10 protein-coding genes are annotated in these 11088 nt (G+C 64.1%); 7 read left to right on the forward strand and 3 right to left on the reverse strand.

Annotation, left to right across the window (positions count from 1 at the left end; translation table 11 throughout):
* Nucleotides 1-1119, forward strand: a 1119-nt coding sequence (locus tag Y707_RS23995) for an AMP-binding protein (RefSeq protein WP_035780627.1), incomplete at its 5' end; no start/stop codon positions are given.
* Between the two features lie 5 nt (nucleotides 1120-1124).
* Here Y707_RS23995 and Y707_RS0106375 read toward each other — a convergent pair.
* Together Y707_RS0106375 and Y707_RS0106380 are read right to left on the reverse strand one after the other, a co-directional pair.
* On the reverse strand, nucleotides 1125-1679 hold the full coding sequence (locus tag Y707_RS0106375; protein WP_026534457.1) for a YdeI/OmpD-associated family protein: 555 nt from the start codon (nucleotides 1677-1679) through the stop codon (nucleotides 1125-1127).
* 108 nt (nucleotides 1680-1787) lie between these two features.
* Nucleotides 1788-2771 (reverse strand): DNA-3-methyladenine glycosylase family protein, encoded by a 984-nt coding sequence (locus Y707_RS0106380; protein ID WP_253905082.1) that lies wholly within the window; start codon nucleotides 2769-2771, stop codon nucleotides 1788-1790.
* A 73-nt stretch (nucleotides 2772-2844) separates the two neighbouring features.
* Here Y707_RS0106380 and Y707_RS0106385 point away from each other — a divergent pair, with 73 nt between their 5' ends.
* Genes Y707_RS0106385 through Y707_RS0106395 form a run of 3 tightly spaced genes read left to right on the forward strand, consistent with a single transcriptional unit; the run spans nucleotide 2845 to nucleotide 6174 of the window.
* The gene (locus Y707_RS0106385) at nucleotides 2845-4221 is read left to right on the forward strand and encodes a cystathionine beta-synthase (RefSeq protein WP_026534459.1); all 1377 of its coding nucleotides are present in this window, start codon (nucleotides 2845-2847) and stop codon (nucleotides 4219-4221) included.
* Between the two features lie 14 nt (nucleotides 4222-4235).
* Nucleotides 4236-5396 (forward strand): cystathionine gamma-synthase, encoded by a 1161-nt coding sequence (locus Y707_RS0106390; protein WP_026534460.1) that lies wholly within the window; start codon nucleotides 4236-4238, stop codon nucleotides 5394-5396.
* A gap of 4 nt (nucleotides 5397-5400) precedes the next feature.
* On the forward strand, nucleotides 5401-6174 hold the full coding sequence (locus Y707_RS0106395; protein WP_026534461.1) for an oxygenase MpaB family protein: 774 nt from the start codon (nucleotides 5401-5403) through the stop codon (nucleotides 6172-6174).
* Nucleotides 6175-6184: 10 nt separating this feature from the next.
* Here Y707_RS0106395 and Y707_RS0106400 read toward each other — a convergent pair whose 3' ends face one another.
* Nucleotides 6185-7357 carry an amidohydrolase gene (locus Y707_RS0106400; protein ID WP_026534462.1) on the reverse strand — a complete coding sequence of 391 codons (1173 nt, stop codon included), beginning with the start codon at nucleotides 7355-7357 and terminating at the stop codon, nucleotides 6185-6187.
* 73 nt (nucleotides 7358-7430) lie between these two features.
* On the opposite strand from Y707_RS0106400, the gene Y707_RS0106405 reads away from it, so the two are divergent.
* The 3 genes from Y707_RS0106405 to Y707_RS24005 form a co-directional block, all read left to right on the forward strand.
* Nucleotides 7431-8258, forward strand: a complete 828-nt coding sequence (locus Y707_RS0106405) for an SDR family oxidoreductase (RefSeq protein WP_026534463.1) — start codon at nucleotides 7431-7433, stop codon at nucleotides 8256-8258.
* A gap of 103 nt (nucleotides 8259-8361) precedes the next feature.
* The gene (locus tag Y707_RS24000; RefSeq protein ID WP_035780610.1) at nucleotides 8362-9039 is read left to right on the forward strand and encodes an MOSC domain-containing protein; all 678 of its coding nucleotides are present in this window, start codon (nucleotides 8362-8364) and stop codon (nucleotides 9037-9039) included.
* A 435-nt stretch (nucleotides 9040-9474) separates the two neighbouring features.
* On the forward strand, nucleotides 9475-11088 hold a 1614-nt coding region (locus tag Y707_RS24005), incomplete at its 3' end, for a DEAD/DEAH box helicase (protein WP_253905083.1).

Below are 11088 nucleotides of genomic sequence, written 5' to 3' on the forward strand. Positions count from 1 at the left end.
CCTGCCGTATTGCAGCAGCGTATGGCGGGGCTGGACCAGCATGATGCGATCAACCTGCAGTACACCTCGGGCACCACCGGCTTCCCGAAGGGTGCAACCCTGACCCACCACAACATCCTCAACAACGGCTTCTTCATCGGCGAACTGCTCAACTACACCGAGCAGGACCGGGTCGTCATTCCGGTGCCGTTCTACCATTGCTTCGGGATGGTGATCGGGAATCTGAACGCGCTCTCGCACGGCGCCGCCACCATCATCCCGGGCCGCGGGTTCAGCCCTGCAGCCACGCTGCAGGCAGTACAGGACTACCGGGGAACCTCGCTCTATGGCGTGCCGACAATGTTCATCGGCGAACTGGCGCTGGACAACTTCGCCAAGTACGACCTGTCCTCCTTGCGCACCGGCGTCATGGCCGGCTCGACCTGCCCGGTGGAAATCATGAAGCGGGTGGTCAATGAGATGAACATGGCCGAAGTCGCGATCTGCTACGGAATGACCGAGACGTCGCCGGTGTCCACCATGACCCGGCCGGACGACAGCCTGGCCCGGCGCACGGAGACCGTCGGGCGCACCATGCCGCATCTGGAAAACCAGATCATCGACCCCATCAGCGGAGACGTCGTCGAACACGGTGAACTGGGCGAATTCTGCACCCGCGGCTACAGCGTGATGAAGGGATACTGGAACGCACCGGAGAAAACCGCCGAGGCGATCGACGCGGACGGTTGGATGCATACCGGCGACCTGGCCCGGATGGATGAAGACGGCTACATCACCATCGAGGGCCGAATCAAGGACATGGTGATCCGCGGCGGAGAGAACATTTACCCGCGCGAGATCGAAGAGTTCCTCTACCAGCATCCGTCGATCCAGGACGTGCAAGTCATCGGGGTTCCGGATGAACGTTACGGCGAGGAACTGATGGCGTGCATTATCCTCAAGCCCGACGCCGGAATCCTGACGGTCGAAGATGTCACCGGGTTCTGCCGGGGGAGATTGGCGCACTACAAGATTCCGCGCTATATCGATGTGAGGGAAAGCTTCCCGATGACGGTGTCCGGCAAGATCCGCAAGGTCGAGATGCGCGAGGACGCCATCGAAAAACTCGGTCTCGGCTGATTGGCTCAGCCATCCTGAGCCGCCAGCCGCTCGACAATCCGGGTCAGAACCCCCGCGCGCGTTTCCGGCGTGCGGGCTTTGAGCAGCGGCAGGATCAGGGCATACCGGGCTGACCGGTCCAGGCGCTCAAAGGCGGCGCTTGCCGAAGGGTTGCCGGCCAGGGCGGCGGTGAGATCGGCTGGGACGACGGCGGTGCGTTGCGACTCGTAGGCCGCTTCCCAACGTCCATCCGCCTGAGCGGCGTGGATCTCAATCAGTCCCGCCGGCCGCATCCGTCCCGCCGCTATCAGTGCTTCAGCCTTGGCCACGTTGATTTTTGACCACGAGCTTCCCGGTCTGCGGCGCGAGTAGCGCTGGAGGAAGGAGACGTCGTCGTAAGCCTTGCGCTGACCGTCGATCCAGCCGTAACACAGGGACACATCGAGCGCGTCGGAGATCATTATCAGTCCGGCACCGGAATGGCGCTTGCCGATCCGCAGCCATGCCTCCGTCCGGTCTTCGTGCCGGGCATCGAGCCAGGAGTCCCACTCGGCCGGACCGGAGAAGTCGATTACGTCCACGCCTGAAGTGTATGTTCCACGCGTCCCGCCGTCACGCGTGAGGTGCCGGCCAGACGGCATACCGCCAAACACCTGAGCGCCGCCGCTTCGATTGAGGATCGGTTGCAGTTACCGGAAACGGTGATCGGCCGGAGCCAGCCGCGGGCCGAAAGAAGGTTTGCGGAAGCCGCTGAGCACGAGCATCCGGACGAAGCGCTGCCGGTGTCCACGCCACGGTTCGAGCAACTCCAGCATGCCGTCGTCGTCGACCGGTTTACCTGCAAGCGCCCAGCCCACGTAGGCGGGAAGGTGGAAGTCTCCGACGGAGACGGAATCTGGACAGCCGTGCGTCCGTTGGGTTGTTTCGGCCGCCGTCCACGGCCCAATGCCGGGAATGGAGCAAAGTTTCGATGTCAGGTCAGCGCCGGTAGACAACGCGCTCAACCGTTCCAGACCGGATGCGGCGGCGCAGGCACGCAGGATGGCGGCCGAGCGTTTTGAATCCGCTCCCGCCCGGTGCCAGTCCCAGGCGGGAACTCTGCGGAACTGTTCCGGCATCGGCGTCACGCGCAGGTGCCCAGGAGTTGGACCCGGAGCCGGATCGCCAAACTTACCCACAAGGTAGCGCCAGGCCCGCCGTGCTTCGATGGTGGTGATTTTTTGTTCCAGGATCACAGGGACAAGGGCATCGATCATCCGCCCGGTGCGGGGCAACCGCAACCCGCTGTTCCGGCGTCGTGCTTCTTTGACCCGGTGGGGCAGGCCGGCCAGGAAATCCGGATCGTCAAATGCGGACCAGTCGTCATGTTCTCCCAGCAGTGCGGGTACGCCGTCGAGGGCCAACTGTGCGCCCGGACCCCAGGCGGCAGCGGCGACAGCGCCGTTAGTGTGGGCTTGCACCAGCCGCAGCGTTGCCGCGCCCCCCGCCGTCGAAAAAGCGAGCCAGGCGACGCCGTCCTTTATGCAGACGGACGGATCCATGGTGCCTCGTTGCAGGATTCCGAGCGTCCGGTCCATATCATAGGGAGCACCCGGTTCCCACGTGATTCCCGGTACGTCGCCGCCAGCCAATCCTTTGACAGAACCGGGTGATCCGGAGGCGGTGAGGGTCATGCATCCATCCTCGCATGGCGTGGCGTAACAATTGCTTTGGTTCTTGTCGGTGCCGCCGCGTAACTTTGTAGCTATGAAGTACGCCAACTCCGTAGTGGACCTCGTGGGCAACACCCCGCTGGTCAAACTCAATAAAGTGACCGAAGGTATTGCCGCCACCGTCCTGGTGAAGCTGGAGTACATGAACCCTGGCGGGTCCATAAAGGACCGGATCGCGACGAAGATCATCGACGCCGCCGAGGCCGAGGGCAAACTCAAGCCCGGCGGCACGATCGTCGAGCCGACGTCGGGCAATACCGGCGTCGGGCTGGCCATGGTGGCGCAGCAGCGCGGGTACAAGTGCATCTTTGTCTGCCCGGACAAGGTCGGCGAGGACAAACGCAACGTGTTGGCCGCCTATGGCGCCGAGGTGGTCGTGACCAAGACGTCCGTGCCGCCGGAAAGCCCGGAGTCCTATTACGGCGTCTCGGACCGGCTGGTGCGCGAGATCGACGGCGCCTACAAGCCGGACCAGTTTTCCAACCCGAACGGCCCCCTCAGCCACTACGAGTCCACCGGTCCTGAAATCTGGCGCGACACCGAGGGCGGGCTGACCCATCTGGTCGCCGGCGTCGGCACGGGTGGAACGATCTCCGGAACCGGGCGGTACCTGAAGGAAGTTTCCGCCGACCGTTCCTCCGGACCGGTGCGGATCATCGGCGCGGACCCGGAAGGCTCCGTCTACTCCGGGGGGACCGGGCGGCCCTACTTCGTCGAAGGCGTCGGCGAGGACATGTGGCCGGACGCGTACGATCCCGCGGTTCCGGATGAGATTCTCGCCGTCGACGACGCCGAGAGTTTCGCCATGACCCGCCGGCTCGCCCGGGAAGAGGGAATGCTGGTGGGCGGCTCCAGCGGCATGGCCGTCGCCGTCGGACTCCGGGTCGCCAAAAACCTAACCGCCGACGACGTCGTCGTGATCGTGCTGCCGGACAGCGGGCGGGGCTACCTGGGCAAGATCTTCAGCGATAAGTGGATGCGTTCCTACGGGTTCCTCAGCGCCGAAGAAGGCCCGACGGTGATGGACGTATTCAGCGCCAAGTCCACCGAAATTCCACAGCTGGTGCATGTGCGTCCGGACGATTCGGTGGCGGATGCCATCGCCCTGCTGGGCCGCTACGGTGTCTCGCAGTTGCCCGTACTCTCCCACGAACCGCCCGTGTTGATGGGCGAGGTTCTCGGCAGCGTGGATGAACGGTCCCTCGGTGAGGCGCTGTTCACCGGCGATGCCACGCCCTCTGCCCTCGTCCGCGACCACATGGCGGCATTGCTGCCGGTGATTGGCGCCAATGAGCCTGTCCAGGATGCACGCGGGCAGTTGCAGCAGACCGATGCGCTGATGGTTACGTCCGATGGCGCTCCGGTGGGAATCATCACCCGCCAGGACCTACTGTCGTATTTGAACCGCTAGCAAAAGGAGTTTCCATGAGCCAGGCAAACAGCCAAGGTTTCAATACCCGCGCCATCCACGCCGGGCAGGAGCCGGATTCCATCACGGGCGCCGTCGTCCCGCCGGTTTACCAGACCTCTACCTTTGCCCAGGACGGCATTGGCAAACTGCGCAACGGCTACGAATACGGCCGCGGGACCAACCCGACACGTGATTCCCTGCAGGAACAGCTGGCGGCCCTCGAAGGTGGAAAGCACGCGCTCTCCTTCTCTTCCGGCCTGGCCGCCGAGGACGCACTGATCCGCGGCCTGCTGGCTCCCGGGGATCACATCGTTCTCGGCAACGACGCGTACGGCGGAACCCACAGGCTCATCGACCGGGTGCTGAAAGCCTGGGGAGTCACGAACGCCACGGCGGACATGGCCGACGATGCCTCCGTCGATGCCGCAATTGCGAAAGGCAAGACCAAGTTCATCTGGGTCGAGACGCCATCGAACCCGATGATGAAGATCACCGACATCGCCGCGCTCGCCGAGAAGGCCCACTCCATCGGTGCCTGGCTCGTGGTGGACAACACCTTCGCTTCGCCATACCTGCAGACGCCGCTGGCCCTCGGGGCCGACGTCGTCGTGCACTCGACGACCAAATACATTGGCGGGCATTCTGACGTGGTCGGCGGCGCCGTCGTAATGAACGACGACGACATCGCCGAAAAGGTCGGCTTCATCCAGTTTGCGGTCGGCGCGGTATCGGCACCAATGGACGCCTGGCTGACCACCCGCGGGCTGAAAACCCTCGGGGTGCGGATGGACCGGCACAGCGCCAATGCCCAGCAGATTGCCGAATGGCTGCTGAAGCAGGATGCCGTGGAGAACGTCTACTACCCGGGCCTGCCGGAGCACCCCGGACACGAGCTTGCCGCGCGGCAGATGAAGTCCTTTGGCGGGATGATTTCCGTGACGTTCAAGGGCGGCGAGGCGGCTGCCCGCAAGGTGGCCGAAGCAACGCGCGTGTTCACGTTGGCGGAGAGCCTGGGCGGCATCGAGTCGCTGATGAACTACCCCTCGGAGATGACGCATGCTTCCGTGAAGGGCACCGAACTTGCCGTTCCCGAGAACCTGCTGCGGCTCTCGGTCGGGATCGAGGACGTCGAGGACCAGATCGCCGACCTGGACCAGGCCATCTCCGCGTTGTAACACCATGGCGCGGGGACTGGCGGATATTGGGGCGGAGGGCATCCTCCTGCTCGGCGCAGGCCGGGCGATCCTGCTCCAGATTGCCAACCCCGCGGTCGGTCACGGCGTTGCGGAGCACAGCAATTTCGCCGGCCGCCCGCTGGACCGGCTGCGGACAACGCTGACGTATGTGTACGCCGTGGTGTACGGAACTCCGGAGCAGATCAGAACCGTCCGGCGGCAGGTCAACCGTGCCCACGTACCGGTGCGGCGTGAAGCGGGAGCGGAGCGGCCGAGCTACTCGGCGTTCGATCCACAGCTGCAGCTATGGGTGGTCGCGACGCTCTACGACACCGCGGTTCAGGTGCACGACAAGATCTACGGTGTCCTTGACGAGGAATCCGCCGACCGGGTCTACCGGGATTACGCAGAGGTCGGCACGGCACTCCAGCTTCCAGCAGATCTATGGCCGGAGGACCGCGCCGCCTTCAACGCGTATTGGCACGATCAGGTCGCGCGGCTGGAAACGGACGAGCTGACCAGACGCGTCGCGCAGGATCTTCTGCATCCGGCAGGCGTCCCACTGTGGCTTCGGGCCGGCATGCCGCTGGCCCGGTTGGTCACTGCAGGACTGCTGCCGGTGGACGTGCGGGAGTCGTTCGAGCTGCCGTGGAACGCCAAACGTCAACGCCGCTTCGACCGCATGTTCCGGCTCTGCTCAGTGCTGTATCCACGGCTGCCGCGTTTCCTCCGCCATGGTCTGCGGAATTACTACCTGCGGCAGCTCGACACCCCTTAACCCGACCTCGTTACGCCCGGGGAGCGACGGTTCCGTGCCGGGTCCCGTCGTCGTAATCGAACACTTCCTTGCCGCCAATCCAGACCTTCATGGCCCGCTGCATCACGTCGAGTGGATCACCGCTCCAGAGCACCACATCGGCGTCCTTGCCTTCCCTGAGGGAGCCGACCCGGTCCGCGACACCCATGACCTTGGCTGGATTAATGGTGATGGACTTAAGCGCGGTCCGCCGGTCCAGTCCCTCCTTGATGGCGAGGGTTGCCTGGTGGACCAGGAAGTGGATGGGGATCACGGGATGGTCGGTAATGATGGAAATTTCGACGCCTGCGGCAGCCAACTTGCCGGGGTTGGCCAGCGAGCGTTGCCGCAACTCGACCTTTGACCGGGCGGTGAACAGTGGCCCAATAAGAACCGGGACGCCCTTTGCCGCGATGACGTCAGCCAGGATGTGCGCCTCCGTGCCGTGATCGAGCACCAGCTCGTACCCGAATTCGTCGGCCATCCGGAGCGCCGTCGCAATGTCGTCCGCGCGGTGGGCATGCTGGCGCCACGGGATCTCCCGGTTCAGCACCATGGCCAGCGCTTCCAGCTTGAGGTCGCGTCCGTTCTTGTCTGCCTTGCCCATGTAGTTCTGCGCGTCGACGAAGGCCTGGCGCACCACCATCGCGGTGCCCAGCCGGGTTGATGGCGTTTTGTTCTTCTCGCCGTGGATCCGCTTTGGGTTTTCGCCCAGGGCGGCCTTGAGCCCGCTGGGGGAGCGGAGGACCATTTCATCGACGTAGCGGCCGTGCGTGTGCAAGGCGACGCAGAGTCCGCCGACCGGATTACCGGAGCCGGGGTTCACATTGACGGCGGTGATGCCGCCGGAGAGGGCGTCATCGAAACCCATCTCGTGAGGATTGATTGCATCTAAAGCACGGACGGCCGCCGTGACCGGATCGGTCACTTCATTCGTGTCCTCACCTTCTTTACCCTCGGCTTCCTCGGCCACGCCCAAGTGAGTATGCGCATCGATGAAGCCAGGCAACAGCCACTTGCCACCGGCGTCGAGCACCTCTGCATTGCGCGGAACTTTCACCTTAGGACCCAGAGCGGCGATCTTTCCCTCTTTGATCAACACCGTCCCGTCAAAGGGTTCGCCTTCAATCGGGACAACGTGGGCGTTGGTGATTGCGAAGCTCATGAATGGTTGCCTTTCGGTCTTTCGATGGGTGGTTCCAACATACTCCTTGGCCCCCCGCGGCTAGGATGAATCCATGTCCAGACCTATAGCCCTGATCACCGGCGTCGGCCGCACGGTCGGAATCGCCGCAGGCATCTCCCGCAAGCTCGCCGCCGAGGGTTGGGACCTGGCGCTGACTTACTGGGCCGGTTATGACGACCGCATGCCGTGGGGCAGCTCTGGCAGCTCTGGCGCCACTTTGGACGATGGCACCGGCAACACTTCGGACGACGACGGCGGCGGGCCGGCGGAGTTGCGCACTCCCGACATGGTGGAACTTACGTCGGAGCTGGAAGCGATGGGTGCGGAGGTCTTCTCCGTGCAGGCGGACTTTGAACAGCCCGATGCCGTTCCGCGGCTGGTCGCTGCCGTGCACGCTGGAATCGGACCCTTCGGCGCCGTCGTGCTGTCCCATTGCGAAAGCGTTGACTCGGGCATCCTGACCACGAGCGTAGACAGTTTCGACCGGCATTACGCCGTGAACGTCCGGGCAAGCTGGCAGTTAATCGCCGAGTTCGCACGCCAGCTGCCGGGCGACGACGGCCGAATCGTTGCGCTGACGAGCGACCACACCGTCGAGAATCTGCCTTATGGCTCGAGCAAGGGTGCCCTGGACCGGATCGTCATTGCCGCTGCAAGGGAACTTGGCCATCTCGGCATCACCTCCAACGCCCTGAATCCCGGCCCGATTGACACCGGGTGGATGGATGCCGAGTTGCGTGAACAGTTGACGCTTCGGCAACCGACAGGCCGGTTGGGAACGCCCGCAGACACGGCTGACCTGGTCGGTTTCCTGCTGTCGCCGGAGGGTAAGTGGATCTCCGGGCAGTTGATCAAGAGCGACGGCGGCTTCTCCGTGTAACGGACGCGGGTTGCGGCCGGCGCATCCACAGCTGGCGCATCCACGGCCGGCGGATCTGCGCGCAGTGGACCGCAGCCGGTGTTGAAACAGGCAAAATAGGGGCATGGACAGTTCTGTTGAAGCCCGGCTGCTCGCCATCTGCCGGGTGCACCGGCTCAAGCCAATCGGCGGCGCTCCCGGGGTCACCGCAATCGACAAACGCGCGGCCGAGGGTCCAGTCAAGGTTCACAGGCTCGGGCTGTTCGCAGATGTGCAGGCAGACCGGAAGCACCACGGCGGTGCGGACAAGGCGCTGTACGCGTATTCACATGAGGATGCGGAGCATTGGGCGGCGAAACTGGGGCGGGAAGTCCTGCCGGGTCTATTCGGCGAGAACCTCCGCACCAAGGGGATAGAAACCACTGGGGCGTTCATCGGCGAGCGATGGCGGATCGGTTCCAAGGTGGAAATTGAGGTCACGATGCCGCGGGTGCCGTGCGTCAATTTCGCCACGCACATGGAAGAGCCGCAGTGGGTGAAACGGTTCGCCGAGGAGGGGCTGGTTGGCGCGTATTTTCGGGTTCTGAAGACCGGCACCATCGAGGCGGGCGACGCCGTCGAGCTGTTGTACCGCCCGACTCACGGTGTTACGTCCGGCCGCTGGTTCACCGAACGCAGTGCCGACGACGCGCAAATCCTGCTGGACTCCGCCGCGGCCGGCGAGTTCAAAATGGCCCCGGGGCTTCGCCTGAACGCCATGAAGGCTCTGCAACGGTCGGCGGACCTCCACACTCGCGCATAGCGCCCAAGATTTACGCGCGGGGAGTAGGACAGACCGGATATTTGGTTGAAAGCGTCGATGTGGGCCCTAAACTACTCCCCGCCGACACCGGATCTTCGCCAATTCAGGCATGTGCCCAACCTCACGGGTCCCATGCCCGGCCTCCGCTTCGCCACCTTAGAACCGTAAGGTAGACTGGAAGCATCCCCCACACCGGTATTCCCTTTTTATTCTGCCCAGATCATAGTACTGGGACAGGTTCGTTGTGTTGGGGCCCGCAGCAGCGGGCATTTTCATATGGGAGCGCCGGCGAGAAGAAAACGTCACACGTGCCTGCCGGGAGCGCAGCCCAGAAGTTGTGATGCGAGGCCTTGCCAGGGATTGAAACAGGCCGGGTTTCTTCGTACAGCGGCGCACTTGCCGCGACGCCATCAACCCATATGAATGAGGTAACTCTTGCCCAGCAACTACGACGACGTCGAGCCCACCACCGAAGCTCCGTCGCCTGAAGCTACATCCACCGAAACCGAAGAGCCCGAGGTGCGTTTCGCCGATCTCGGCATTGACGCCCGCGTCCTCGCAGCGTTGTCCGACGTCGGCTATGAAAAGCCTTCGCCCATCCAGGCGGCCACCATTCCGGCACTGCTGGAAGGCCGCGACGTCGTTGGGCTGGCCCAGACCGGTACCGGTAAAACCGCGGCATTCGCGGTTCCCGCGCTGTCCCGGATGGCCGACCTGCCGCCGTCGAAGGCCACCCAGATCCTGGTGCTGGCTCCGACCCGCGAACTGGCCCTGCAGGTTGCCGAGGCATTCTCCTCCTACGCCGCACACCTGGAAAACTTCACCGTGCTGCCCGTTTACGGCGGTTCGGCCTACGGTCCCCAGCTGAACGGCCTGCGCCGTGGCGCACAGGTCGTCGTCGGAACCCCCGGCCGCGTGATCGACCACATCAACAAGGGCTCGCTCGACCTGTCCGAGCTGCAATACCTGGTCCTCGATGAGGCCGATGAAATGCTGCGGATGGGCTTCGCCGAAGACGTGGAGCAGATCCTCTCCGGGACCCCGGACGACAAGCAAGTGGCGCTCTTCTCGGCCACCATGCCGTCCCAGATCCGCAGGATCTCGAAGAAGTACCTGAACGATCCCGCCGAAATCACGGTCAAGTCCAAGACCACCACCGGCGCCAACACCCGCCAGCGCTACCTGCAGGTCATGGGTCCGCACAAGCTCGATGCACTGACCCGCATTCTTGAGGTCGAGGAATACGGCGGCGTGCTGACCTTCGTGCGCACCAAGGTGGCAACCGAAGACCTGGCCGACAAGCTCCGGTCCCGCGGCCACCGCGCAGCGGCGATCAATGGCGACATTCCACAGCAGCAGCGCGAGCGCACCATCGAGGCGCTGCGTGACGGCAAGATCGACATCCTGGTCGCCACCGACGTCGCTGCCCGTGGACTCGACGTCGAGCGCATCTCCTTGGTTGTCAACTACGACATCCCGCACGACACCGAGTCCTATGTGCACCGTATTGGCCGCACCGGCCGTGCGGGCCGCACCGGCGACGCGATCCTGTTTATGACTCCGCGGGAGAAGTACCTGCTGCGCGCCATTGAAAAGGCGACCCGCCAGCCGGTCGAGCAGATGCACCTTCCCAGCGCGGATAAGGTCAACGAGCTGCGCCAGGGCAAGTTTGCCGAGCGCATCACCGAAACGCTCTCCAGCGAGGACGTTGCCCAGTTCCGTGATTTGATCTCCAATTATGAGGACGAGCATGACGTCCCGGCTGCCGAGATCGCCGCCGCGCTGGCGTTCATGGCCCAGGGCGGCGAGCCGCTCTTCGTCAAGGAGCTGCCGAAGGTTCCCGAGCACCAGAAGAAGGACCGCTCCAAGGACGGCTTCGGCTCACGTGGACCGACCCGCACCCTGACCGAGGGCAACGCCACCTACCGGATTGCCGTCGGCCGCCGCCAGCGCGTGATGCCCGGTTCCATCGTCGGCGCTATCGCCAATGAGGGTGGCCTGACCTCCGGCCAGATCGGCGGGATCGACATCCGCTCCGACCACACCCTG

It is taken from the genome of Arthrobacter sp. H14 (genome assembly GCF_000520495.1).
In the GTDB taxonomy this organism is placed as follows: domain Bacteria; phylum Actinomycetota; class Actinomycetes; order Actinomycetales; family Micrococcaceae; genus Arthrobacter_C.

Bases quoted from the DNA above. Each gene is read 5' to 3' on its own strand.
- Y707_RS0106380 (WP_253905082.1), bottom strand. From the start codon at position 2,771: ATGACCCTCACCGCCTCCGGATCACCCGGTTCTGTCAAAGGATTGGCT.
- Y707_RS0106385 (WP_026534459.1), top strand. From the start codon at position 2,845: ATGAAGTACGCCAACTCCGTAGTGGACCTCGTGGGCAACACCCCGCTG.
- Y707_RS0106390 (WP_026534460.1), top strand. From the start codon at position 4,236: ATGAGCCAGGCAAACAGCCAAGGTTTCAATACCCGCGCCATCCACGCC.
- Y707_RS0106395 (WP_026534461.1), top strand. From the start codon at position 5,401: ATGGCGCGGGGACTGGCGGATATTGGGGCGGAGGGCATCCTCCTGCTC.
- Y707_RS0106400 (WP_026534462.1), bottom strand. From the start codon at position 7,357: ATGAGCTTCGCAATCACCAACGCCCACGTTGTCCCGATTGAAGGCGAA.
- Y707_RS0106405 (WP_026534463.1), top strand. From the start codon at position 7,431: ATGTCCAGACCTATAGCCCTGATCACCGGCGTCGGCCGCACGGTCGGA.
- Y707_RS24000 (WP_035780610.1), top strand. From the start codon at position 8,362: ATGGACAGTTCTGTTGAAGCCCGGCTGCTCGCCATCTGCCGGGTGCAC.